This window comes from Amycolatopsis nivea (genome assembly GCF_004522235.1).
In the GTDB taxonomy this organism is placed as follows: Bacteria; Actinomycetota; Actinomycetes; order Mycobacteriales; family Pseudonocardiaceae; genus Amycolatopsis; species Amycolatopsis nivea.
On sequence record NZ_SDLT01000003.1, the window covers coordinates 89,741 to 111,733 of the forward strand.

General features: G+C 67.3%; 24 protein-coding genes. 11 read left to right on the forward strand and 13 right to left on the reverse strand.

Annotation, left to right across the window (positions count from 1 at the left end):
• Positions 1-2: 2 nt before the first annotated feature.
• Both EIZ44_RS04435 and EIZ44_RS04440 read right to left on the reverse strand, forming a co-directional pair.
• Positions 3-557, reverse strand: coding sequence for a dihydrofolate reductase family protein (locus EIZ44_RS04435; RefSeq protein ID WP_134727802.1), 555 nt, complete (start codon positions 555-557; stop codon positions 3-5).
• Between the two features lie 52 nt (positions 558-609).
• On the reverse strand, positions 610-1,047 hold the full coding sequence (locus EIZ44_RS04440; RefSeq protein WP_134727803.1) for a MarR family winged helix-turn-helix transcriptional regulator: 438 nt from the start codon (positions 1,045-1,047) through the stop codon (positions 610-612).
• Between the two features lie 56 nt (positions 1,048-1,103).
• Here EIZ44_RS04440 and EIZ44_RS04445 point away from each other — a divergent pair, with 56 nt between their 5' ends.
• Positions 1,104-1,430 (forward strand): putative quinol monooxygenase, encoded by a 327-nt coding sequence (locus tag EIZ44_RS04445; protein ID WP_134727804.1) that lies wholly within the window; start codon positions 1,104-1,106, stop codon positions 1,428-1,430.
• A gap of 165 nt (positions 1,431-1,595) precedes the next feature.
• On the opposite strand, the gene EIZ44_RS04450 is transcribed toward EIZ44_RS04445, so the two are convergent.
• The gene (locus EIZ44_RS04450; protein ID WP_134727805.1) at positions 1,596-3,308 is read right to left on the reverse strand and encodes a bifunctional NAD(P)/FAD-dependent oxidoreductase/class I SAM-dependent methyltransferase; all 1,713 of its coding nucleotides are present in this window, start codon (positions 3,306-3,308) and stop codon (positions 1,596-1,598) included.
• A gap of 90 nt (positions 3,309-3,398) precedes the next feature.
• Here EIZ44_RS04450 and EIZ44_RS04455 point away from each other — a divergent pair, with 90 nt between their 5' ends.
• From EIZ44_RS04455 to EIZ44_RS04465, 3 genes are read left to right on the forward strand one after another with little or no spacing between them, the layout of a single operon-like run.
• On the forward strand, positions 3,399-3,989 hold the full coding sequence (locus EIZ44_RS04455; RefSeq protein WP_205673046.1) for a helix-turn-helix domain-containing protein: 591 nt from the start codon (positions 3,399-3,401) through the stop codon (positions 3,987-3,989).
• 30 nt (positions 3,990-4,019) lie between these two features.
• Positions 4,020-4,364 carry an ArsR/SmtB family transcription factor gene (locus EIZ44_RS04460; protein ID WP_134727807.1) on the forward strand — a complete coding sequence of 115 codons (345 nt, stop codon included), beginning with the start codon at positions 4,020-4,022 and terminating at the stop codon, positions 4,362-4,364.
• The gene (locus EIZ44_RS04465) at positions 4,361-4,855 is read left to right on the forward strand and encodes an SRPBCC family protein (protein ID WP_134727808.1); all 495 of its coding nucleotides are present in this window, start codon (positions 4,361-4,363) and stop codon (positions 4,853-4,855) included. Before EIZ44_RS04460 ends, EIZ44_RS04465 begins: the two co-directional genes overlap by 4 nt.
• 612 nt (positions 4,856-5,467) lie before the next feature.
• Here the strand turns inward: EIZ44_RS04465 and mptB are convergent.
• Positions 5,468-8,056, reverse strand: coding sequence for a polyprenol phosphomannose-dependent alpha 1,6 mannosyltransferase MptB (gene mptB, locus EIZ44_RS04470; RefSeq protein WP_134727809.1), 2,589 nt, complete (start codon positions 8,054-8,056; stop codon positions 5,468-5,470).
• Positions 8,057-8,157: 101 nt separating this feature from the next.
• Here mptB and EIZ44_RS04475 point away from each other — a divergent pair, with 101 nt between their 5' ends.
• Entirely contained in the window at positions 8,158-8,817 is a 660-nt protein-coding gene (locus tag EIZ44_RS04475) for a response regulator transcription factor (RefSeq protein WP_037811855.1), read from the forward strand.
• A 38-nt stretch (positions 8,818-8,855) separates the two neighbouring features.
• Entirely contained in the window at positions 8,856-9,863 is a 1,008-nt protein-coding gene (locus tag EIZ44_RS04480; RefSeq protein WP_240691220.1) for a sensor histidine kinase, read from the forward strand.
• Between the two features lies 1 nt (position 9,864).
• Here the strand turns inward: EIZ44_RS04480 and EIZ44_RS04485 are convergent, their stop codons facing one another.
• Complete coding sequence (locus tag EIZ44_RS04485) at positions 9,865-10,728, reverse strand: 3-hydroxyacyl-CoA dehydrogenase family protein (RefSeq protein ID WP_134727810.1); 864 nt, start codon at positions 10,726-10,728, stop codon at positions 9,865-9,867.
• A gap of 99 nt (positions 10,729-10,827) precedes the next feature.
• Here EIZ44_RS04485 and EIZ44_RS04490 point away from each other — a divergent pair, with 99 nt between their 5' ends.
• Entirely contained in the window at positions 10,828-11,238 is a 411-nt protein-coding gene (locus tag EIZ44_RS04490) for a hypothetical protein (protein ID WP_134727811.1), read from the forward strand.
• Here the strand turns inward: EIZ44_RS04490 and EIZ44_RS04495 are convergent.
• The 3 genes from EIZ44_RS04495 to EIZ44_RS04505 form a co-directional block, all read right to left on the reverse strand.
• A complete protein-coding gene (locus EIZ44_RS04495) occupies positions 11,222-12,127 on the reverse strand; it encodes a carboxymuconolactone decarboxylase family protein (protein WP_134665646.1) in 906 nt (301 codons plus the stop codon). The genes EIZ44_RS04490 and EIZ44_RS04495 overlap by 17 nt on opposite strands.
• 1 nt (position 12,128) lies before the next feature.
• Positions 12,129-12,755 carry a TetR/AcrR family transcriptional regulator gene (locus EIZ44_RS04500; protein WP_134665644.1) on the reverse strand — a complete coding sequence of 209 codons (627 nt, stop codon included), beginning with the start codon at positions 12,753-12,755 and terminating at the stop codon, positions 12,129-12,131.
• A gap of 100 nt (positions 12,756-12,855) precedes the next feature.
• On the reverse strand, positions 12,856-13,599 hold the full coding sequence (locus EIZ44_RS04505) for an SDR family oxidoreductase (protein ID WP_134727812.1): 744 nt from the start codon (positions 13,597-13,599) through the stop codon (positions 12,856-12,858).
• A 91-nt stretch (positions 13,600-13,690) separates the two neighbouring features.
• Between EIZ44_RS04505 and EIZ44_RS04510 the strand changes: the two genes are divergently transcribed.
• Entirely contained in the window at positions 13,691-14,299 is a 609-nt protein-coding gene (locus tag EIZ44_RS04510) for a TetR/AcrR family transcriptional regulator (protein ID WP_134727813.1), read from the forward strand.
• A gap of 3 nt (positions 14,300-14,302) precedes the next feature.
• Here EIZ44_RS04510 and EIZ44_RS04515 read toward each other — a convergent pair whose 3' ends face one another.
• The gene (locus EIZ44_RS04515) at positions 14,303-14,827 is read right to left on the reverse strand and encodes a TetR/AcrR family transcriptional regulator (protein WP_134727814.1); all 525 of its coding nucleotides are present in this window, start codon (positions 14,825-14,827) and stop codon (positions 14,303-14,305) included.
• Positions 14,828-14,870: 43 nt separating this feature from the next.
• Between EIZ44_RS04515 and EIZ44_RS04520 the strand changes: the two genes are divergently transcribed.
• Positions 14,871-15,845: an SDR family NAD(P)-dependent oxidoreductase gene (locus tag EIZ44_RS04520; protein WP_205673047.1), complete on the forward strand. Its 975-nt coding sequence runs from the start codon at positions 14,871-14,873 to the stop codon at positions 15,843-15,845.
• A gap of 176 nt (positions 15,846-16,021) precedes the next feature.
• Here EIZ44_RS04520 and EIZ44_RS04525 read toward each other — a convergent pair whose 3' ends face one another.
• Positions 16,022-17,122, reverse strand: coding sequence for a C40 family peptidase (locus EIZ44_RS04525; protein WP_134727816.1), 1,101 nt, complete (start codon positions 17,120-17,122; stop codon positions 16,022-16,024).
• 701 nt (positions 17,123-17,823) lie between these two features.
• Positions 17,824-18,771, reverse strand: coding sequence for a nucleoside hydrolase (locus tag EIZ44_RS04530; RefSeq protein ID WP_134727817.1), 948 nt, complete (start codon positions 18,769-18,771; stop codon positions 17,824-17,826).
• A 52-nt stretch (positions 18,772-18,823) separates the two neighbouring features.
• Here EIZ44_RS04530 and EIZ44_RS04535 point away from each other — a divergent pair, with 52 nt between their 5' ends.
• Positions 18,824-19,579: an acyltransferase gene (locus tag EIZ44_RS04535; protein WP_037712791.1), complete on the forward strand. Its 756-nt coding sequence runs from the start codon at positions 18,824-18,826 to the stop codon at positions 19,577-19,579.
• A gap of 66 nt (positions 19,580-19,645) precedes the next feature.
• Positions 19,646-19,990 (forward strand): nuclear transport factor 2 family protein, encoded by a 345-nt coding sequence (locus EIZ44_RS04540; RefSeq protein ID WP_134727818.1) that lies wholly within the window; start codon positions 19,646-19,648, stop codon positions 19,988-19,990.
• A 108-nt stretch (positions 19,991-20,098) separates the two neighbouring features.
• Here the strand turns inward: EIZ44_RS04540 and EIZ44_RS04545 are convergent, their stop codons facing one another.
• Together EIZ44_RS04545 and ilvA are read right to left on the reverse strand one after the other, a co-directional pair.
• Positions 20,099-20,623: a GrpB family protein gene (locus tag EIZ44_RS04545; protein ID WP_134727819.1), complete on the reverse strand. Its 525-nt coding sequence runs from the start codon at positions 20,621-20,623 to the stop codon at positions 20,099-20,101.
• An 86-nt stretch (positions 20,624-20,709) separates the two neighbouring features.
• The gene (gene ilvA / locus EIZ44_RS04550; RefSeq protein WP_043839134.1) at positions 20,710-21,966 is read right to left on the reverse strand and encodes a threonine ammonia-lyase IlvA; all 1,257 of its coding nucleotides are present in this window, start codon (positions 21,964-21,966) and stop codon (positions 20,710-20,712) included.
• Between the last annotated feature and the right edge of the window lie 27 nt (positions 21,967-21,993).

A 21,993-nucleotide genomic window follows, 5' to 3' on the forward strand; every position in this document is an offset into this window, starting at 1 on the left:
ATTCAGCGTCGCGCGGCGAGCCGGTACCGCAGGTCGACCGCCAGCGCCGGATCCCCGTCGTGCACCCGTTCCCACCGGACCGGTTTCCCGCCCGGATTGTCGAACAGCCGCACCCCGGAGCCCAGCATCACCGGCATGAGATGCACCTGGAACTCGTCGAGAATCCCCAGCTCGACGCATTGCCGCGCGATATCCTGGCTGTGCAGCTCAAGATCCTTCCCGCCGGCCGCCGCGAGCCCGATCTCGACCGCCTCCCGGACGTCGCAGCCGAGAAACGTCACCCCGTCCTCGGCCGGAGCGTCCTCCGGATGATGGGTGAGCACGAAAACGGGCCCGCTCCACGCTCCGCCATACGGCTGCCTGGCGACCTCCCCGGGCACGCGGGCGACGAGCGCGTCAAACCCGCGCCGTCCGCCCAGAATCGCCCCGATCCGCGCGATGGATTCCTCGTGCACCCCCGGCGTGACACGCACGCCCGACATCCAGTCCATCGCATGCCCGTCCGCGGCGACGAACCCGTCCAGCGACATCGCGACGTGCCACAACACCTTGCCCATGAGTCCTCCTCGTGTGCTCAATAACGAGGTAGACCGGCAGGGCAGCGAAAACTCATCGGTCTCCTGGCGTCAGGTTCTCCGAACAGATGCTCAGCAGCTCAGCCAGGCGATGCCGCTCGTCCTCCGGCATCCCGGCGAGCATCCGCTCCTCGACCTGGTCGACCAGCCGATGCGCCTCTTTCAACCGGTCTTCGCCGGACGCCGTGAGCCGCACCGGCCGCGCCCGCCCGGTCGACGCTTCCTCGGCAACCGCGACCAGCCCGGCCGTCTTCAGCCCGGCCAGGACGTCCCGCAACGACTGCCGCGTCACGAAGCAATGCCGCGCGAGTTCAGCCGACGACGCTCCCGGGTTCTCCGCCAGTGCCGCCAGCACGGCGTACTGCGCCATCGACAGCCCAATCGGCCGCAAGAGCTCGTCGGACGCCTGCCGGAACGCCTGCTGCACCCGCTTCACGAGGTACCCCGGCCGCCGCGTCGTCTCTTGACTCATGACAGGAACCTTACACATAATGGCCCTTGTCAGGAACCTGTCACAGGGAGAGTCCGATGCCGCTCACCACCATCAGCACCGACGCCGACGTCGCCACCCTGGTGAACGTCTTCACCGTCGCCCCGGACAAGCAGCGGGCCCTCGTCGAGGTCCTGACGACGGCGACGGAGGAAGTCATCCGCCACCGGCCCGGTTTCGTGTCCGCGAACATCCACGCGAGCACCGACGGCACCCGCGTGGTGAACTACGCCCAGTGGGCGAGCGCCGAGGATTTCCAGGCCATGCTCGCCGCCCCGGAATGCCGCGACCACCTGTCCGCCGCCCTAGCCCTGGCCGAGAGCGATCCGCACCTGTGCACCGTGGAATCCGTGCACCACGCCTGATTCATGCTGGGTCAACGGGTGACCCCGGCGCCTCTGTATGCGGACGCGCGAGCCCTGCCGACCTCGCCCCGACATGACGGCGCTGCCTCACGCCACCCCTCAGCAACCCAGCTGCGGCCAACCCCCGGTCTGGCAGGGTTGCCCGTAACCAGACCGGGGGAGCCGTCACCTCTTCCGAGCCACCAGCACGGTGTCCCGAACCACCATCTCCGCCCCGACCGCAGGCCTTTCACGATTGTCCGCGGCCACCGACGCCCACGACTGATCCAGCGTCTCCGCCACTTCCTCCGCCGTGAACATCATGTCTGGCATGTGCGGCCGCCCGGCGTGATGATCCGCGGGGTCGTGCCCCACCACCAGCAGCGTGCCGCCCGGAGCCACCGCGTTCGCGAGCCGCGCGAACGCGGCGGTACGGGCCGTCGACGGAATGTGCAGAAAATGCGACGTCACCAGGTCGTACTTCGACTCGGGCACCCACTCGCCCAAATCCGCCGCAACCCACGTGATCCGGTCCGCCACCCCGAGTTTCGCCGCCTGCACGCGTCCACGTTCGATGGCCGTCGTGGAGAAGTCGACCGCCGTCACGCGCCAGCCCTGCTGCGCGAGCCACAGCGCGTCGCCACCCTCACCGCAACCAGCGTCCAGCGCGTGCCCCGGCTCGAGACCGCGAGCCTCGGTCACGAGCTGATCGTTCGGCCGTCCGCTCCACATTCCGTCCTGCGAGCGATATCGCTCCTCCCAGGAAGCCCGATCGAACGGCGGTGCCTCCGCGTGGTGGTCGTCGGCTCGTGCGCCTTCGCGGTCTTCGGTGTGGTGCTCGTCGGCTCGTGCGCCTTCGCGGTCTTCGGTGTGGCGCTCGTCGGCTCGCGCGCCCTCCCGGTCCTCGGCGAGGCGCTCGTTAGCCCGCGCAACCTCCCTCTCCATCTCATGCGAGAACGGCATTTCCCGCAGCCGCACGGCCTCCGCGGCCTCCTCCTCGACCAATTCGCCATTGATCGCCGCCCCGGCCATCAACCCCGCCGCCGCGGACACGACGACCTGCGCCCGCATGTCCGTGACGTTCCCCGCCACCCACAAACCGGGCACCGACGTCCGCCCAGCCGCGTCCGCGGGAACCCGCGTGCCGATCACGAAACCGTTGAACTCCACCGGTTCCGGCTCGATCCCGAGCGGCGCGAGAAAGTCCGCCCGCGTCCTGGCCGCCGCCGCGACCGCCAACGCCTCGCGCGCCACGACCTCGCCCGATTCGAGCCGCACCCCGGTCAACTGGTCGCCCTCGGCCTCGACCGCGGCGACCGCCCCGTCCACGATCCGGATCCCGCGAGCCAGCAGCGGAGCCTCGTCGAAATCCCCGTGCGTGTGCCGGAAAACGACCACGTCATCGGTCAGCTGCCGCCACATCAACGCCTGGTGCACGGTCATCGGGCCGGTCGACAGCAGGCCGACCGCCCGGTCGCGGACCTCCCAGCCGTGGCAGTACGGGCAATGCAGCACGTCGCGTCCCCACCGCGCCGCCAGCCCGGCGACCTCGGGAAGCTCGTCGACGAGACCGGTCGCGACCAGCACCCGCCGCGCGCGCGTGCGCCGCCCGTCGGCCAGCGAGATCTCGAACCCGTTGTCGCCCTTGGCAACCGAGGTCACCGTCGCCGCGACGACCTCGCCGCCGTACCCGGCCAGCTCCGCGCGCCCGAGCGAGAGCAACTCGGCGGGCGGCGTGCTCTCGCGACCAAGATAGTTGTGCACGTGCCCCGCTGGCGCGTTGCGCGGTTCGCCGGAATCCACGACCAGCACCGACCGCCGCGACCGAGCGAGCGCCACCGCTCCGCTGAGCCCGGCCGCACCGCCGCCGACCACCACCACGTCGTACTTCTCGTCCACTGGATCCTCCTGTCAGTCCCCGTGCCACGGACTATCCGGAGAACGCGCCGACTTGACAAAGTTCTTTGCCGAAGTGGCAAATTGAACGGCATGAGCGAAGACGACCAGGACCTGGGCGACGTCCTGCACGCGGTCGGCCCGAGGCTGCGCGCCCTGCGCAAACAACGCAACGCGACGCTGACCGGCCTCTCGGAAACGACCGGCATCTCGGTGAGCACCCTGTCCCGCCTCGAGGCAGGCCAGCGCAAACCGACCCTGGAGCTGCTGCTGGCCCTGGCCCGCGCGTACCAGGTCCCGCTGGACGAACTGGTCGGCGCACCCCCGACCGGCGACCCGCGCCTGCACCCGAAACCCTTCGTCCGGCACGGCCGGACCTACCTGCCGCTCACCCGTCGCCCAGGCGGCCTGCGCGCCTACAAGATGATCCTCCCGCCAGAACGTTCGCCCGAGCCTCCGGACCAGCGGGTCCACGAGGGATACGAGTGGATGTACGTCCTGTCCGGACAGCTGCGTCTGATGCTCGGCGAACACGACGTGATCCTCCGACCAGGCGAGGTCGCCGAGTTCGACACCCATGTCCCGCACTGGTTCGGCAACGCGGGCGACGAGGTCTGCGAGGTCCTGGCCCTGTTCGGCCCGCAAGGAGAACGCTTCCACGTCCGCGCCCGCCCAGCCTCTTGACGCATACCCATATCGGCATATGATTGCCGCATGGCACGGGCAGCAACCACCGCGGACGTCTTCAACGCCGTCGCCGAACCACGGCGCCGGGAAATCCTGGACGTCCTAGCCGAGGGCGAACGCCCAGTGAACGACCTGGTCCGCGTGCTGGGCTTAGGCCAACCGCAAGTGTCGAAGCACCTGCGAGTTCTGCGCGAGGTAGGCGCGGTCGAGGTACGAGGCGAGGGCAGGCAACGCCTCTACCGCCTGAACGGCCGCGCCCTCAAACCGATCCACGACTGGGTACGCCGCTACGAACGCTCCTGGGAGGAACGGTTCGCCTCGCTGGACGCCGTGCTGGAAGAAATGGACACGACCGAGGAGGAAACCCCATGACTGACACGACGACCGGCACCGCGAAGGTGACGCTGCCTGCTGACGACCAGATCCTGATCACCCGCGATTTCGCCGCCCCGCGACAGCACGTCTACCGCGCCTGGACCACGCCGGAGCTGGTGAAACGCTGGTGGGCAGGCAAAGGAGGCACCGTGACGTCCGTAGACATCGACCTGCGCATCGGCGGCCAATGGCGCTACGTGATGCTGGCGAACGGCAATTTCGAGGTCGCTTTTCACGGCGAGTACCGAGAGATAACGCCCAACGAACGCCTGGTCCACACCGAGGTCTACGAAACCCCCGGCACCGAGGACGTGGAAGCCCCCGTGGTCACCGTGACGTTCGCCGAATCGGGCGGCCGCACCACAGTGACCATGCTGACCGAAACGCACACCAAGGAACTCCGCGACGCCATCCTGGAATCCGGTATGGAGGGCGGAATGCAGACGTCGATGGACGCACTGGAAGAAGTCGCGGTTTCGCTGAATTGAGCCGGCGGTTGTTTCTCGTTGACTCTCCTCCCTGGAGCTTGGCCCGGCTGAGCGCACGCGCGACCTGAACCCGTGCTCAGCCAGCCATGCTCAGCGTCGTCGCTCTTCCGTGCCAGCACGACGGTCGCGCCACGCCCGGCTGAGCTCCCCAGCGATCGGCCTCCGGCGGCGTTCATGCCCACACCGCCGGGCCCTCCACCTACTCCCTTCCGTCCCGCCCTCCGCCCACTCCCTTCCGCCCCAACTGTGCGGCCGCTGCTTTGTCTTCGCACCTCCTTTCCCCGCGCTGCTAGTCGCAGGTTTCGTTGTCTGGCTGCGGTTTGTCGCCGGTTCGGCTGTCCGCGCGCTGCTCGCCGTGGCGCGGGCCGCCGAGCATTTCGCGTGCCGCCCGCGCGCTGGTTTCGCCGCCTGGCTGCCGCTTACTACCGGTGCGACTGTCCGCACGTCTACTACAGGTGAGACTGTCCGCACGTCGCTTGCCGTACTACCGGTGCGGCTGTCCACACGTCGCTTGCCGCTGGCCCTCCTGCTCGGCTGCCGCCCATTATCGGCCTTGATGTCCGGCTGCCGTCCATTGCCAGTCAAGCTGCCCGGCTGCTGTCCACCGCTGGCCTAGCTGCCCGTGCGCCGCTCATCACCGATCCTGCTGCTCGTGCGCCGCTCATCGCCGACCCTGCTGTCCGTGCGCCGCTCATCACCGATCCTGCTGCTCGTGCGCCGCTCATCGCCGACCCTGCTGTCCGTGCGCCGCTCATCACCGATCCTGCTGCTCGTGCGCCGCTCATCGCCGACCCTGCTGTCCGTGCGCCGCTCATCACCGATCCTGCTGCTCGTGCGCCGCTCACCGCCGACCCTGCTGTCCGTGCGCCGCTCATTGCTGTCCTCGCTGCCCTCCCGTCGTCTGTCCTCGATCCTGCAGCCTGCGCACCGTCCGTCGCTGGCTTGACTGTCCGCTCGCCGCTTGTCGCCGATCCACCTCCCCGCACACTGCTCGTCGCCCGCCTTGCAATCCGCCCGCCGCTCGCCGCCGCCCCATCCGTCCGCCCGCGGCCCGACCGGCACCGCCTCAGCATTGTCGATCACCGCCACGGCAGACCGCGGTGCAGTAACCGCAACACGGTCACGATCCTTGAACGCCACACTCAAACCGGCACACAGACGCGCACGAATGGCAAGAAATCCATTGATGGGTAAAGAAGAACCTTCGAAGGTTGATGCCACCACTCTACCAGCCCCAGCATCACCCAACCGTGCGAACTTCCCGCGCGCAGTCAGCACGCCCACGGCGGCCGACGCCACTGCCAGCACCCCAAACCCCCATGGTGGCAACAAACTCTTGCCATCAGGATGAGTGCTGACCATCAACCACGTGGACGCAGCGGCCGCAACGGCGACCCGAGAAAGAGGCCACGCAGCAGCGCTTCCCAGAACCAACGGCCACGTGAAATACCAGGGAAGCGCCACCGGAGCCAGCACAACAGTCGTAAACAGCGCCACGGCAGCTCCGCGCACCGCGCCCGCGCCACCCGCTCGCGAACGCCACCACAACCAGGCGACCGCAACCACGAGCACAACGCAGCCCGCAACCCGGCTCACTGCAACAGCTTTCGCCGGATCGCCTGCCAGTAAGCCCACGATCTTCCCGACCGAAGTCGACGCCGACAACCACGGTTCGAGCTCCGAATTTCCGCTCAACGCACGAATCCACCCGAGGCTGACCCCAGCGAAGACACTGCAGAGACCCATCGTAACGACCACAATGGACACCGCGGCGACGTGCGTGAACCCATAGCTGCGAACGGAAAACCGCCCGCCCGATCGACGACGTGCCCACTCCCACCAGAGAAACGGCAACACTACCGCAGCAGGAATTTTCACCGCCGCAGCAAGTGCTACCAAGACGAACCCGAACCCTGGTACAGTGGTGATCACCAACGCCGCGCCCGCACTCAAGAGCCCGATCATCAGCAAATCGTTGTGCCCGCCTGAAACCACGCACAGCACCGTCAATGGGTTCGCAGCCGCCATCCACAGTGCGCATTCCGGCCGCGCGCCCAGCCGTCGGCATAAGATCGGCACAGCGACGCACATCAGCGCCATACCCGCCGTCACGGCAAGGCGGGTCAGCAGCGCCCCGAGAATCACGTTGTCACCAGTTATCGAGAGGACGCTTTTCACGATTAAGATATGCAACGGCCCATAAGGCGACGGAATACGCAGCCAGCCGCCAGCCGCATTGTCAGTGATCGGACCCGGAAAGTCCGCCGCAACGCGGGTGTAGGGATCGAACCCGGACTGTGCCACCACGCCCTGTGCGAGGTACGTGTACAGGTCCGTGCTGAACAACGGCGGCGCGCAAAGCAGCGGTGCACACCACATCCAGGTGGTCCGCACGATCTTTCGCGCGTCCGCCTGCCCAGCACGCGCGGAGTGTCCTAATCGGACCCACGCTGATACCAGGAGGAAGATGCCGAGATAGACAACAGCAGTCGCCAGCAGGCGGCCATGGCCGAACCGCACGGTGCTCAACACGGTCCCGGACAGCACGGGATCATGCCGCACCGTCGCGCCCGCGCCGAACGCGCCGAGCGAAACCAGTACCGATCCAGCGAGCCCAACGGCAGACGCTCCGCACCCGGGAAACCGCCCAGCCAACGCGCGTTTCCCAGAGGGCACCGAGACGGAAGCGCTTCTTCCGGCGAACGCTGGTGTGGACACGCGTTTCCCGGCGAGACCGGCGGCAGACGCGCTCGCTCGGGAAGACCTCGCGGTAAAGGCGCGCGTTCTCAGGAGCGCAGAGGTAGCCGCGTGTCTTCCGTCGGCATTCGGGGCTGGCGCGTGTTTTCCAGCGACTCGTGCGTCAGGCCAGGCCCGTGCGATCGATCCGAGCCACGCCACGAATCCGAACGGCCCAAGGACCGCAGGCTGCGCCAAGAATCCAGACGGTTCGAAACGCCCGGCGCTCCCTGCGCGTGCTCCGGACGAGAACCTGGACGCGGCCACCGCAACCCGGCTGAGTGGCCTGCCCGGCGAGGCGTATCGGCCAAGAGCGCGCGGTTCGAGTTGGGCACCGGGCCGGACTCGCGCACTCGGCTCGCGCTGTGTCCTGCGCGGAAACCGCACCGCGGACCAGAATCTCGCGACAGAGCCGCCTGCCCCTGCGACCCGTGCACCAGACGCGTGTTTCCCGGCGAAGATCATCCCGCAGGTCTAGTCAGCGCGCGGTCCCGAGCAGTTAAGATCGGCGTTTATCCGGTCTTTATCCGCCTGGCGTTGTACTGGCGCTCGTGAGGAGAAGCTGAATGCGAGTGCTCGTGGCCGAAGACGAGCGGATGCTGGCCGACTCCGTCACGGAGGGCTTGCGGCACCTCGGCATGGCGGTCGACGTCTGCTACGACGGCGACGCCGCGCTCGAACGCGTCGCCGTCCATCGGTACGACGTCGTGCTGCTGGACCGAGACCTGCCGCGGGTGCACGGCGACGAGATCTGCCGAAGGATCGCCGGTGACGGCAGCGAGACCCGGGTGCTGATGCTGACCGCCGCGGCGGGTATTCGCGACCGGGTCGAAGGGCTCGGTCTCGGCGCGGACGACTATCTCACGAAGCCGTTCGCGTTCGCCGAACTTGTCGCGAGGGTGCACGCCCTGGCGAGGCGGGCACGACCCTCGTTGCCGCCGGTGCTGCACGGTGCGGGCGTCGAGCTGGACCCGGCCAAGCGGTTCGCGTCGCGCGATGGTCGACCATTGTCCTTGTCTCCCAAGGAATTCGCCGTGTTGGAGGTGCTGCTGCGGGCCGAGGAGCGGGTCGTCAGCCCGGAAGAGCTGCTGGAGAAGGCATGGGACGAACACGCCGATCCGTTCACGAACACAGTGCGGATGACGGTCATGACGCTGCGGAAGAAACTCGGCCCGCCGCCGATAGTCCACACGGTTCCCGGCGCTGGCTACCGTTTGGCTACCTGAAACGGGCCCGAGCCTCGCTGCGCGGGCGCATCGAGCTGGTGTTCCTCGGCGGGCTGCTGGTCGCGCTGGTCCTGGCGTACCCGGTCGGCAAAGGAGTCTCCATGGTGCTCGGGACCTACGTGGACACTTCGTTCTGCCCGCGCGGTACCGCCTGCCGCAACCCGCTGGGCACGATCTTGTGGTTCCTGCCGCTGGCCCTCGTCGTCGTTCTGGCGATCCGCAGCTGGCGCCCGGTGGTGTCGTGGGTGGTGCGGCCATTGCTGGATCTTTCGTCCACCATCGACCAGCTTGGGCCGCAGAACCTGGGGCAGCGCATGCCGCCGCACCAGACCGAGCGCGAGCTGCGGGTCCTCTCGACAGCGGTCAACGGAATGCTCGACCGCGTCGCGGCCGGCTTCGAAGGTCAGCGTCGATTCGCGGCGAACGCGTCGCACGAGCTGCGCACGCCGCTCGCGGTGCAGCGGACGCTCGCGGAGGTCGCGATCGTCACCGGCGGGGGAGAGGACGTGCGGCGGCTCGCGGCGCAGCTGCTCGTCGTCAACGAACGCAACGAGCAGCTGATCGAGGGCTTGCTAGTGCTGGCCGAAGCCGACCGCGGACTGCCCGGCATGGTCCCGGTCCGGCTTGACGAGCTGGTGGACGCCGTCGTCACCCGGTACGGCGATCAGCTGACCGAGCACGAACTGACCCTGCGCCACCACTCGGCCGAGCGCACGGTGCCCGGCGATCCCGTCCTGCTCGAACGGATGATCGCCAACCTCGTGCACAACGCGATCAAGTACAACCGGCCCGGCGGGTGGGTCGAGGTGAACGTCGGCGGCGAACCGGCGCTGAGCGTCCGCAACTCCGGCGACCGAGTGCCTGCCGAGGCGGTCGATTCGCTGTTCCAGCCGTTCCGCAGGCTGACCGCCGAACGCCTGAACCATCGCGACGGAGCTGGCCTCGGTTTGTCGATCGTGAACTCGGTAGCCACCGCACACCGCGGTCGGGTGTCCGCGGTCGCGGTGCCGGACGGCGGGCTGCGGGTCGACGTCGTGCTGCCGTGATTCAGCCGTACGAGTAGAACCCCTCGCCGGTCTTGATCCCGAGCTTCCCCGCGTCGACATAGCTGCGTAGCAGGTCCCTCGGCCCGGCCGGCAGGTGCGGATTCTCGTCCGCGTAATGGTTTTCGATGTCCAGCACGACGTCCAGGCCGACCTGGTCCATCATCTGGAACGGCCCGTACGGCAGATGCCAGTTGATCTTGAACATCCCGTCCACGTCCTCCGGCCGCGCGACACCCTCCGCGACGACGGCCAGCGATTCCCGTTTGATCGCCGCCCACACGCGGTTGAAGATGAAGCCGACGCTTTCCTTTCGCGCCTCGAACGGATGAATGCCGAACTCCGGCAACACTCCGAGCAGCGTGTCGAGCACGGTCCGGCCGGTTTCGCCGTCGGACATGAGGTCGACCGCGTTCGCCGTCGGCGGCATGTAGAAGTGGATGTTGCACAGCCGCGATTTGTCGCGCACCTTCTCGGCCATCATCCGCGACGGATACGACGACGAGTTCGTGGCGAAAATGGTGTCAGCGGGCGCGGCTTCGTCGATTTGGCCCCACAGCGGGATTTTGATGTCCAGTCGCTCTGGCACCGCCTCCACGACCAGCCACGCGTCACGCAGCGCGTCCTCGATCGACGTCGCGTCCTCGACCTGGCCGACCTCGCCGCTGCCGCGCTTTTCCAGCAGGACGGGCAGCGCCTCCGCCACGTATTCCGCTGCTGCGGCGACCTGTTCGGCGCTCGGGTCGCTGATCCGCACGGTCCCGCCGCGCGAGGCGAACATCAGCGCGATGCGCCTGCCCAGCGTCCCGGCACCGAACACGGTGACCGGCCGGTCGCGGATCTGGTCGAATGTGTACGCGTACGGCATGGCGGCTCACCTTTCGATCTTGAGCCAAGAAGACCACCCGTCCTCGCCCGCCGCAATTCCGCGCCCACCGCCGGGGGACCGGCTGCGTAGAATGCGGCGGTGGTCGAGGTTCGCGAGGTTCGCCGTCTCTGTTACGACTTCGCCCGTAGCACCGGCGGAACCCTGACCGATTTCCGCGTCCCGACCGTCACGCCGAACTTTTGGCAAGCCGTCATCGAGTATCTCGACCGCACGGTCTCGGTCGTCGCCGCCAACGACGCACCGGTAGTTGCGCTCGCTCGGCCGCGCTCCTTCGACTTCACGCCAGCGCGGGAATGGGGGTCGTTGGAGTTCGTCGACGAACCGGACCTGATCGCGGTGCTGGCGCAAACCGAGCAGTTCCAAGTGCTCACGCCAGCTGACCTCGATCGGTCCTTCGTCGCCAAAGATTGGCCACATCTCACGCGGTCCGACGTCGCGTACTGGAAACCATCGACCGTCGGCGAAGCCCAGTTCAATTACTGGGACTGACCTCCCGAACCCCGGTCAGCGGAAAGGTACCGCCACCGGACACCGTGACGGACCCGGAGAACAGATCCCCGTCAACCGTGCCGGTCACGCTCACCTCGAAGCGCACCGGATCAGTCACCAACGCGGTAAAGGCGACCTTTTGGCCGTCGACCGTCCCCGACACGATGGGGACCGTGACCTTCAGCTGCGTGTCAAAAATGGAACCGGACACCTTGGTGCCGTCGGTTGCGAGTTCGAGGAGCAGATCTTTGCTCCCCGCCGGGTGCGTGAACGTGATCTTCCAGTTGCCGTCCGGACCGGTTTCGCCGCTGGCGGGCCAAACCTGCTGAGAAGCGACAGCCACCGGCACCGGAGGCTCGCCGAGCGCCGGTTGCCCAGGCTTCACCGGAACGCCCGCGGAATTCAGAAACCCCGCCATCATCCGGTAGTAGCCGGCCAGGAACAGAATCTCGATGATCTCGGCATGGTCGCGAGTCGCAGCGAGAGCGGCCCAGGTTTCGTCGGACACAAAGACGTTCGCGCACAACTCGTCAACGGCACGCAGCACCGCGTCGTCCTCGGGCGGCCAACTGGCGTCGGGATCGGAGAGAGCCGCGATCTCCGCCTCCGTCGCGCCGCCGCCGAGCGCGGCCGGCGCATGGTTGGCCCACTCGTACGGCGCGTCGCACCGCAGCGCGACGCGAAGAATCGTCAGCTCGCGGATCCGCGGATGCAGTTTTCCCTGGCTCAACAGGTAAGCGCCCAACGCGCCGGACGCCTGCATCACTTCCGGCGCACGGGCGAGAACCTGGATCACGGTGTCCGCACCGAGTTTCGCCAGCTTTTGCTGATCAGGATCCATCTCGTCGAGTTCGAGCGGCGGGATGCGGGGAATCGTCGCGTGCGGCATGTCAGTTTCCTTCCGCGGGCAGGCGGTCGAGCGCCGCCTGCGCTTCGTCAAGGCTGAGCTGCGGATGCGAGTAGATGTCGATCAGGGCGCGGGCGAGCATGTTGTCGCCAGCCGGGCTGAGGATGTCGATGCCCGCCGCACGGGAAATGTGCTGGTGCAGCACGGTGATCGACAACGCCATCGCGGTGCCGATCGCGGCGCGGACCTTGGGCTCGACCGTCGGCGGATCCGTCCGTTGCCGATCAGCGGCGACAAGCCGGTTCGTGCCGAGTTCGACCATCTCGTCGAACAACGGCGCGACGCCGCCCTCGACCAGCGCCCGGACGAGATAGTCGCGGTACGGCCCGACAGCGACCCGTGCCGCCGCGACAGGATTCGCGGTGACGCTGGTGGCCAGGTCGTCCGGCACCTGGTCGTTGAGCTCGCGGAGGAGCTTGATCAGGTGCGCGTCGCACGCCTCGCGGAGCGCCTGCTTGGACCCGAAGTGGTGCCGCACCAAGCCCAGCGACACCCCGGCTTCCACCGCGATGCCGCGGATCGTGGCGCGCTCGAAGCCGTGCTCGCCGAAGTGCCGCATCGCCGCGTCGCGGATACGGGCACGCGCGGTCAGGTCGTCGGGGTCGGTCATGACATCTTCGCTATACGCATGAACAGTACGCTACACGCACGTATAGCCGTCGCGCTATTGTGAAGCGGCGGGAACCCCGTTGCCCCCGCGCTGACGCTGGTCAGAACTGCTTTTCGCCGCCGTCGACATAGATGTTCGCGCCCAGGATGAAACTGCTCTGCTCCGACGCGAGGAACAGCACGGCCTCCGCAACCTCGCGCGGCGTTCCCATCCGTCCAAGCGGAACCCGTGCCGCGAAACTCGCCCGAGCCTCGTCGACCTTGTCCGCGCCGACCGCCTTCTCGAGCACCGGCGTGTCGATGGTGCCAGGCGACACCACGTTGACCCGGATGCCGCGGTCCTTCAGCTCGTTGGCCCAAGTCCGGGCGTAGGAACGGAGGGCAGCTTTCGACGCCGAATATGTCCCGAACGACGCGAGACCGTCATCGGCGCGCACTGACGAATTCAAGATCACCGACGCACCCTTGTTGAGCAGCGGCAACGCTTTCTGCACGGTGAAGAGCGTGCCGCGAACGTTGGTGGTGAAGACCTGATCGAAGTGTTCCGGAGTGGTCTCCTCCAGGCTCGCAAAAGATCCCGCCGCCGCGTTGGCGAGAACGATGTCGAGTCCCTTGCCTCGGGCGCGAACCGCGTCGTAAAGCCGATCGAGGTCGCCCAGATCGGCGATGTCGCCCGCAACCGCGGTGGCCGAACCGATGGTCTTCGCGGCCTCGTCCAGCGCGCCCTGATTCCGGCCGGTGATGAAGATATGCGCGCCCTCGGCAGCGAGCCGTTCGGCCGCGGCCAGGCCGATCCCGCTGCTTCCGCCGGTGACGACTGCTGTCTTGCCCTCAAGCTGTCCCACTGCTGACCTCCGAATTCTTCGGTACCGATCGGTACTTAAAGCGACCGTAGCACTTCTGAACCGACCGGTACTGAAGGGGTATGCTGGCGAGGTGACCAGTCAGGACAAGGCGCACATCGGCCGACCGCGCGGATTCGACGCCGACGAGGCGCTCCGGCGCGCCATGCTGGTGTTCTGGGAGCAGGGCTACGAAGGAGCCAGCCTGGCTGACCTGACCGGGGCCATGGGCATCACGAAGACCAGCATGTACGCGGCTTTCGGCAACAAAGAGCAGCTGTTTCGCAAGGCATTGGCGCTCTACGACGAAGGCCCCGCCTCCTACGGCCCGCGAGCCTGGGCCGAGCCGACTGCCGCCAAGGTGGCCGCCGCGATACTCAACGGCGCCGTCCGAGCGACGACCGACCCCGATTGTCCACCCGGCTGCCTGGGCGTCCAAGGCTCATTGGCGGCCGGCGAACTAGGCCACCCCGCGCGCGAATTGCTCGTCGAGTGGCGAAATGCCGCGCGCCGAGCCCTGGAGAAGCGATTTCGACGCGCCATCGATGAACACGATTTGCCGCCAGATGCCGACCCGGCACGGCTGGCCCGCTACGTCATGACGGTCGCGTTCGGCATCGCCGTCGAAGCGGCAAGCGGCGCAACCCGAGAAGAACTGCAGGAAGTCGCCGACGCGGCCATGAGCAATTGGCCGCCTGCCTGAGCTTCAGCCTTTGCAGTAAAGGTCGACCGCGATGGTCATCCGAGCGCGAAACTCGTCGCGGGTCTCCGCGTCGTACTTGATCCCGATCGCCGTGCTGATCAGTGTCCCAGCGACATCGTCGGGCGAGCGACCCCCAACCGCCTCGATGACGAGCGCACGGAACCGCGTCGGATACTCAGCAGGCATCGTGCCGAGCAACTCGGGATTCGAGTCGATCAGAACTCCGATCTCCGCAGCCATCGGCCCGACGTACCGACCGGCCCAGTGGGCGAACGCCTCGATCAGCCGCTCACGAAGCGGTTGCCGCAAATCGGCGAGAGCGACCCGAGCTGCCTCGATGCTTCCGTCGAGCGAATGCCGCACGGTCGCGCGGAACAGCTCCGGCTTGGACGAGAAGTAGAAGTACAAGCCAGGACGCGAGATGTCCGCGGCCTTCGCGACGTCGTCCATGGACGCCTTGCGATAGCCGTAGCGCGCGAACACCTCCAGTGCCGAGTCCAGTACGTGCGTGCGCCGATCACTGCCCATAGACACACTATACAAACTACGTCCAATGAGTATAGTCCGAAGGGTGTCTCAATCCTCCTTGATCCGCACGGCCTTCGACGCCACCAGTACCGCCGACGACGTCATCGCGGGCCAGAACCTCACCGGTGTCCGCGCAATCGTCACCGGCGCCACGTCCGGCCTCGGTCGCGAAACAGCCCGCGCGCTCGCATCCGTCGGTGCGGACGTCACCTTGGCCGTACGCAACACCGCCCTTGGCGCAAGCGTCGCCGAGGAGATCGCCGCCTCCACCGGAAATCGAGCCGTCCGCGTCGCTCACCTCGAACTGGCCGACCTCGCCACCGTCACCCGCTTCACCGCACGCTGGGACGGCCCGCTGCACCTGCTGATCAACAATGCCGGCGTCATGCGTCCGACCCTGGGGCGCACTCCACAGGGTTGGGAACTGCAGTTTGCGACCAATCACCTCGGCCACTTCGCGCTGGCCCTGGGCCTGCACGACGCCCTGGCCGCAGGCGCGAATCAGCGAGGAACGGCCCGGATCGTCGCGGTGACCTCCGGCGCGCACATGTACTCACCCGTTGTCTTTGATGACATCCACTTTACCCGCCGGGCCTACGATCCCCAATTGGCTTACGGGCAGTCGAAAACGGCCAACTCGCTGTTCGCCGTCGAAGCGACCCGCCGGTGGGCAGCCGACGGAATCGCCGCCAACGCGGTCAACCCCGGCGGAGTTTCCACTGGCCTGCAACGGGATTTCACCCAAGACTTGAAGAACCACTTGGACCGGCTCGAAGCCGCCGGAGTCTTCGCCTACAAGACTGTCGAACAAGGCGCGGCCACCACTCTCGTCGCCGCGACCGCCCCGGAATTCGCCCATAACGGTGGCCATTACCTGGATGACGGCAACGAATCCGCGACCGTTCCCAACGGCGTCGACCTGGCTGGCAACAGCCACTCCGTCAAACGCTGGGCCCGCGACGCCTCGGCCGCACAGCAGTTGTGGGAGGTGTCCCTAGACCTGGTCCGTCAACGCTGACGAGGCCCGCTGGAGATCCGTCACTGTCAGCGAAAGCACGTTTGTTGCCACAAGCGCGTGTCTCACGTTCGCTAGGTTTTAGCCGTGCACACGACAGATTGAGCCGCGGACCCGTGGTTGCCATCGCAGGTCGCACCAATCCGCGGAACGGCATTCTCGAGAGATCACCGTGCAAGTCAGGCCGTCGGCCGCCCCGCTCCCGCGTAGTCGTCGCCGGGCTTCCGATACGGATGGACTTGCACCGCCTGCCCAGTCTGCGGCGCGTCGATCATCTGCTGATTCCCGATGTACAGCCCGACGTGATGGATCTTCGCAGCGGGCGCACCGTAGAAGATCAAATCGCCCAACTGGGGTTCGCTCACATGGGGAACGCTGCGGAATTGCGTATCCGCCGTCCGCATCAGCTTGACGTCAGCGCTCGCGTAAGCAGCGGTCGTCAGACCGGAACAGTCGAAGCCCGGATCGGCGTCTCGAGTGCCATTGCCGCCCCAGACGTACGGCAGACCAATCTGGTCAATCGCGAAGTCGACCGCAGTGAGCACCGCGGGATTAGGCGGCTGATCGCTCTGGCCGACCGTGCCGTAGACGTTGGTCGTCGCAAGCGTCCGATGCAAGACGACCGGTGCCGGCTCCAACGTGGCGACCCCGTTCCACCAATCCGTCGCCAGATCGCGACCATTCGCACAGAGCGCGCGCCCAGCCGTGAGCGCCGAATCATCGATGTTCTGAATGTCAGGCTTGCCGCCGGACGCACTGCGCTGCCACTTGCTCCACACCGCAGGAGAGAGCTGCAACGGCCCTGCGGCCCCCGGCGTCGAAACAGGCCGGTGATAGAAGTCGAGAACCTCCACCGTGCCAAGCGGTTTCGCGAGAGTCCCGTTTTCCCCGACCCGATTACCCTGCGCCCGCCCATGATCGCTGGTGATCTTCCCGATCGCGGCGAGGGTGATCCAGGACAGGTGACAGTCAGGCTGCTCCTTGCTGAGCGTGACGGTCGCCTGCGCGTACCCGTTCATCGCCCGCAACGGGATATCGAGCCACTGACTGGTCCGCGACGCCCACGCCCCGAACTCCCCGGCCCGCGGCACCCCAGGCTGGGACGGCACCACCGACGTCGGCGCAGTCGCGACCGGAGCCGTCTTCGAGGTACTCGGAACCAATGACGACGTCGCCGCGACGTTCCCGGAATTCGCATCACCGGCACCGCCGCCCGGCAAAACCCGCACCGCGACAACCAACGCCGCGACGACCACCACAACCGCCGCCAACGTCACCACGGCCCGCCGATTCCGCGCGAGAAAACCCTGCCTCGCCGAACGTGCGCCTCCTTCGCCCTCCGAGGCTTGGCCCCCGTCGCCATTTAACGGCGACGCACTGGTCAGCTCAGGCGAGTCGCCTTCCCTCGACGACTCGCCAGCCAGCCCGGAGGTTTCGCCACTCAGCGGCGACTCGCTGGTCGACCCAGGATTTTCGCCACTCGCTGGCGACGAGTCACTGACCGACGAAGGACCGGAGCCACCCGATTCGTCATTCACCGGCGATGCCTCACCGGCGGACGAACCACCCGTGCAGACTGTTTCGCCACTCAGCGGCGACACACTGCTCGAGCCAGCATTCTCGCCACCCGCTGGCGACGACTCGCGGACTGACGAAGGACCGGAGCCGACTTGTTCGCCGTTCACCGGCGATGCCTCACTGGCGGACGAACCACCCGCGTCGACTGTTTCGCCACTCAGCGGCGACACGCTAGTCGACCCAGGATTTTCGCCACTCGCTGGCGAAGATTCACCCACCGACGAAGGACCGGAGCCGCCCGATTCGCCAGTAACCGGCGACGCCCCACCGGCGAACGAAGGACCGGAGCCAGCCGATTCGCCGCTAACCGGCAACGAACCCGCGCCCCCAGGCTCCCCACCGGCAACCGCACCAGGCGTGGCCTGCGATTCGCCATCCAGCGGCGATCTCCCGGCCCCGTCCATCACCGGCCCCCGGCGAGTCTCGACAGCACGAACTCGCGCAGCACGTCCAGTTCCGTATCCACCGCCACCTCGATCGGCCGCCCGGTGGGCCTGTTCGGGACCGCCCGCCGGTCGACGATCGTCATGCCGCGGGTCGGGCCGAGGCCGGCGTCGATGTCGACCGGGTAGGTCTCCGTGTGCAGGATGCCCGGGCGGATCGCCTCGGCGACGGCCACCGCGTCGTGCATGACGATGCCTTCGTAGCCGAGCACCTGGCGGTAGTGCGCCAGGTAGTCCGGGGTGAACGAGTTCAGCGCCTGCCCGACCGGTCCGGACGCGGCGAGTTTCGCCAGCCACGTGCTGTCGACCGCGCACCGGTGGGTGAGATCGAGGGGAACCATCACGCACGGAACGTCGTCCTCGGCGATCACGCGTCGTGCCGCGTCTGGGTCGGCCCAGATGTTGAATTCGGAGACCGCGGTCGAGTTGCCGAGCGCGATCGCGCCGCCCATCAGGACGATGCGCGCGATCTTCGAACGCACCCCGGGGTGGGCCGCGAGCAGGGCGGCGATGTTCGTGAGCGGGCCGATCGGCGCGATGGTCACCGGTTCGTCCGAGGCTTCGAGCAGCGAGACCATCAGGCTGACCGCGTCGGAATCCTCGAGCGGACGGGTGGCGTCGGGCAGCGAAGCGGCGTGCCCGGAAAGTCCGTCGGAGCCGTGGACGGTGCTCGACCGGTGCAGTTCGCGGTACAGGAGCGGCCGCGAGGCACCCGCGGCGACCGGGACGTCCGGGCGGTCGCACATCTGCAGCAGCCGGCGCGCGTTCGCGGTGGTCGTGGCCAGCGGTACGTTGCCGAAGACAGTCGTCACGCCCAGCAGGTCGACGTCCGCCGACCTCGCGGCCAGTGCGATCGCGAAAGCATCATCGACGCCGGGGTCGGTGTCGATGATCAGCTTGGTCCCCATCCTGCTCCCCTTGCGTGTGGCCGGCCGTCGTCCACAGGTTACGGTCAAGGGCATGACGTCGATGTGGGGTGCGCCCGCGTTGTCGCGCGTGCGCGCCTGGCGGCGGGCCCGGCGGGACCCGCACCAGGCGAAGTTCCTGACGGCCGACTCGCTGCGCTGGATCCTGCGCAATCGCGCGTACACGCCGTGGTACCTCGTGCGCTATTACCGGCTGCTCAAATTCCGCATCGCGAACCCGCACATCATCCTGCGCGGCATGCTGTTCCTCGGCAAGAACGTCGAGATCCACTGCCGTCCCGGATACGGCCGGATGGAGATCGGCCGCTGGGTGCACATCGGCGACGGCAACGCCATCCGCTGTCACGAGGGGTCCCTTCGCATCGGCGACAAGTCGGTGTTCGGACGGCAGAACGTGATCAACTGCTATCTCGACATCGAGCTCGGCGCCGCCACGCTCGTCGCCGACTGGGTGTACATCTGCGACTTCGACCACGTGACGGCGGACATCCACGTGCCGATCAAGGACCAGGGCATCGTCAAGTCGCCGGTCCGGATCGGCCCGGACACCTGGCTCGGCACGAAGGTCAGCGTCCTCAAGGGCACGCGCGTCGGCCGCGGCAGCGTGCTCGGTGCGCACGCCGTGGTGCGCGGTGACATTCCGGACTACTCGATCGCGGTCGGTTCACCGGCCCGGGTGGTTCGCAACCGCGAGGACGACTACGCCGCGGATGCGGCCCGGCGTGAGGCCGTCGCGGACATGGCGCGCAAGGCGAACAAGGCACTGCAGAAAACGCTCGGCGACAGCTGACACCAGCGCAGTCGCACGTCGATTTCGGCGGCGAAAACAACCTGACAGCGTCGATAGCCTCGCCTTATGAGCGAAGCCCTCAGCCGACACGTCGCAGCCTTCAACAACCGTGACTTGCAAGGCCTCCTCGACGGCTTCACCGAGGACGCGGTCTGGATCACCGGCAGCAGCGTCGTGCGCGGACGCGAGGAACTCACCGAGTTGTTCAGCGGTGCCATGGAACAACTTCTTCCGACGCTGAAGGTCGAGAACGTTCTCGCGGACGGTGATCAGATTGCCGCCCAACTGACCGAACGGCTCACCCACAACGGCGAAGACCAGGTTTTCGCCATCGCCGGGTTCTATCGACTGTCCGGAGACCGCATCAAGTCGGCGAAGATCTACCGCGAGGGCAGCGCCGAACTCGACTGACCGGTGTTGCCGTTTTTTGGCGAATCGCGCTGACCTGCGGAAACGTGAGCCCGTGCGGCCCGATTAGCCGGTCGACGGCAGGGGAGCGGCCTACCTGGATGCCCGTGACTAGCCGTCCCTGCCCGACGGCTCCGACAGCGCCTTCGCCACTACATCGTCGATAAAGGCTGTCTTTGCTGAGGTGTAAGCAGCGCGATCGGTGAGGAAGCGATGGGCGAGTGAGCGCTTCAGCGTCGCGTAGGCCTGCGCCGTGCTCGGGTGGGTGCGCAGAAAGTCCCGGAACGCGAGTACCCGAGCGAGATTCTCGTTGTCGGCTGCGCAGACGTAGAGGTGGTGCGGTGGACTGTCCGGAGGCCGAGTGAAGGCTTCTCGACCGGGAATGCCGAGATCGCCTCTGTGCCGATAGCCGATCGTCAGAAAACTGGCGACAACAGCGGGCAGATCGTTGCGAGTGGCGATCACGACGGCCAGGTCGATGATCGGTTTAGCGGCCAGCCCGGGGACCGCGGTGCTGCCGACATGCTCGACGCGCTGCGCGAGTCCGCCCACCGCCGCGGTGATGCGGTCGCGGAGGCTGGCGAAGACCTGAGGCCATCGTGGGTCGTAGTCCACGATCTCGACTGGCGCGTCCACTCAGATCGTCCTCTTGGCTCGTGCTCTCGCCGGGCCACCCATCGCCTGGTCACGGCTTCGCAGGGCGTCGGGTGGACACCGGTGCCTCAGAGCAGGAAATGGAACAACGGACTCCCCGGTTCCACCCGCTCGACCTGCAGCGGGCTCTTCTCCAGCCGCGCCAGCAGCCCGGGCAGGTCCGCGCGCCGCGGGATCTCGACGCCGATCAGTGCCGGACCGATCTCCCGGTTGTTGCGCTTCACGTACTCGAACCGCGTGATGTCGTCCTCCGGCCCGAGGATTTCGTCAAGGAACCGCCGGAGCGCGCCGGGTTCCTGCGGGAAGCTGACGAGGAAGTAGTGCTTCAGCCCCTCGTGCATCAGCGAGCGTTCGAGGACTTCGCTGTACCGGCTGACGTCGTTGTTGCCGCCGGACACAATGCACACCACCGTCTGCCCCTGCTCGACCTGCACGCTGGTCCCGAGCGAAGCGGCCGCGAGCGCGCCCGCGGGTTCGGCGATGATGCCGTCCGACTGGTACATCGACAGCATTTCCGTGCACACCGCGCCCTCGGCGACGGACGTCAGCTCCGCGCCGCTGTCACGGATCAACGGGAACGTCACCTGGCCGGCCTCGCGGACCGCGGCACCGTCCACGAACGGGTCCACCGCGTCGATCCGCACCGGTTCGCCCGCTTCAAGAGCCGCCGCCATGCACATCGCACCTGCCGGTTCGACGCCGACGACCCGGATGTCCGGATGCCGCTCGCGAACCCACGTCGCGATCCCAGCCAGCAACCCTCCGCCGCCCACAGGCACCACCAGGACATCCGGCACAAAGCCGAGCTGCGAAACCACTTCAAGCGCGACAGTGCCCTGACCGGCGACAGTGCGTACGTCGTCGAACGCCGGCACGAGCGTCGCTCCAGTGCGGTGGGCGTCATCCTTAGCCGCGGCGAAGGCGTCTTCGTACGTCTCGCCAACGACGATGACCTCGATGTGCGCGCCACCGAGAGCCGCGATGCGTTCACGCTTTTGCCGCGGCGTCGTGCCCGGCACGTACACGCGACCGTTCGCCCCTAAGCGGCGACACGCGTACGCGACGCCTTGTGCGTGGTTGCCCGCGCTCGCGCAGACGACACCGCGCTCCCGCGTCGAAGCGTCGAGCTGCACGATGAAGTTGTACGCGCCGCGGATCTTGTACGAGCGGACCGTCTGCTGGTCTTCGCGCTTAAGCCAGACGCGCGCGTCTACGCGGGACGAGAGACGCGCGTTGGGCTCCAGGGGCGTACGTGTGACCACGCCCGCGAGCCGTTCGGCGGCCTGTTCGACCAGTTCTGCGTTCACCGTGTCGATGTCGTGCACTCGGGTGAATGTACTTCGCACCCGGTG

What these genes read in the sequence shown, in the direction of transcription:
- EIZ44_RS04435 (WP_134727802.1), bottom strand. Translation starts at nt 557, where the DNA reads ATGGGCAAGGTGTTGTGGCACGTCGCGATGTCGCTGGACGGGTTCGTC.
- EIZ44_RS04440 (WP_134727803.1), bottom strand. Translation starts at nt 1,047, where the DNA reads ATGAGTCAAGAGACGACGCGGCGGCCGGGGTACCTCGTGAAGCGGGTG.
- EIZ44_RS04445 (WP_134727804.1), top strand. Translation starts at nt 1,104, where the DNA reads ATGCCGCTCACCACCATCAGCACCGACGCCGACGTCGCCACCCTGGTG.
- EIZ44_RS04455 (WP_205673046.1), top strand. Translation starts at nt 3,399, where the DNA reads ATGAGCGAAGACGACCAGGACCTGGGCGACGTCCTGCACGCGGTCGGC.
- EIZ44_RS04460 (WP_134727807.1), top strand. Translation starts at nt 4,020, where the DNA reads ATGGCACGGGCAGCAACCACCGCGGACGTCTTCAACGCCGTCGCCGAA.
- EIZ44_RS04465 (WP_134727808.1), top strand. Translation starts at nt 4,361, where the DNA reads ATGACTGACACGACGACCGGCACCGCGAAGGTGACGCTGCCTGCTGAC.
- mptB (WP_134727809.1), bottom strand. Translation starts at nt 8,056, where the DNA reads ATGATCTTCGCCGGGAAACACGCGTCTGGTGCACGGGTCGCAGGGGCA.
- EIZ44_RS04475 (WP_037811855.1), top strand. Translation starts at nt 8,158, where the DNA reads ATGCGAGTGCTCGTGGCCGAAGACGAGCGGATGCTGGCCGACTCCGTC.
- EIZ44_RS04485 (WP_134727810.1), bottom strand. Translation starts at nt 10,728, where the DNA reads ATGCCGTACGCGTACACATTCGACCAGATCCGCGACCGGCCGGTCACC.
- EIZ44_RS04495 (WP_134665646.1), bottom strand. Translation starts at nt 12,127, where the DNA reads ATGCCGCACGCGACGATTCCCCGCATCCCGCCGCTCGAACTCGACGAG.
- EIZ44_RS04500 (WP_134665644.1), bottom strand. Translation starts at nt 12,755, where the DNA reads ATGACCGACCCCGACGACCTGACCGCGCGTGCCCGTATCCGCGACGCG.
- EIZ44_RS04515 (WP_134727814.1), bottom strand. Translation starts at nt 14,827, where the DNA reads ATGGGCAGTGATCGGCGCACGCACGTACTGGACTCGGCACTGGAGGTG.
- EIZ44_RS04530 (WP_134727817.1), bottom strand. Translation starts at nt 18,771, where the DNA reads ATGGGGACCAAGCTGATCATCGACACCGACCCCGGCGTCGATGATGCT.
- EIZ44_RS04535 (WP_037712791.1), top strand. Translation starts at nt 18,824, where the DNA reads ATGACGTCGATGTGGGGTGCGCCCGCGTTGTCGCGCGTGCGCGCCTGG.
- EIZ44_RS04540 (WP_134727818.1), top strand. Translation starts at nt 19,646, where the DNA reads ATGAGCGAAGCCCTCAGCCGACACGTCGCAGCCTTCAACAACCGTGAC.